Origin of the sequence: Cellulomonas humilata (assembly GCF_013359775.1) — a bacterium.
GTDB classification, from domain to species: Bacteria; Actinomycetota; Actinomycetes; order Actinomycetales; family Cellulomonadaceae; genus Cellulomonas; species Cellulomonas humilata.
Genome location: NZ_JABMCI010000005.1, coordinates 1 through 259 on the forward strand (window position 1 = coordinate 1; position 259 = coordinate 259).

General features: G+C 71.4%; 1 pseudogene. It reads left to right on the forward strand.

The window, feature by feature from the left end:
* Positions 1 to 42 precede the first annotated feature (42 nt).
* Positions 43 to 259, forward strand: a pseudogene (locus HP550_RS00020) (HNH endonuclease); the annotation flags it as partial.

Below are 259 nucleotides of genomic sequence, written 5' to 3' on the forward strand. Positions count from 1 at the left end.
ACCGTGGCACCGGCGACCCTGGAGGACGGCACCCCGGTGCCCATGACGGAACTCGCCCGGGCGCTGTGCGAGGCGGACATCACCCGGATCGTCATGTCCGCCGAGAGCCTCCCGCTGGACGTCGGCCGCACCAAGCGGTTGTTCACCACCGCGCAACGACGCGCCGCGATCGTGCGCGACGGGCAGTGCACCTGGAACGGGTGCGACCAGCACGCGTCCCGCTGCGAGGTGCACCACATCCGCTGGTGGGACCGAGACA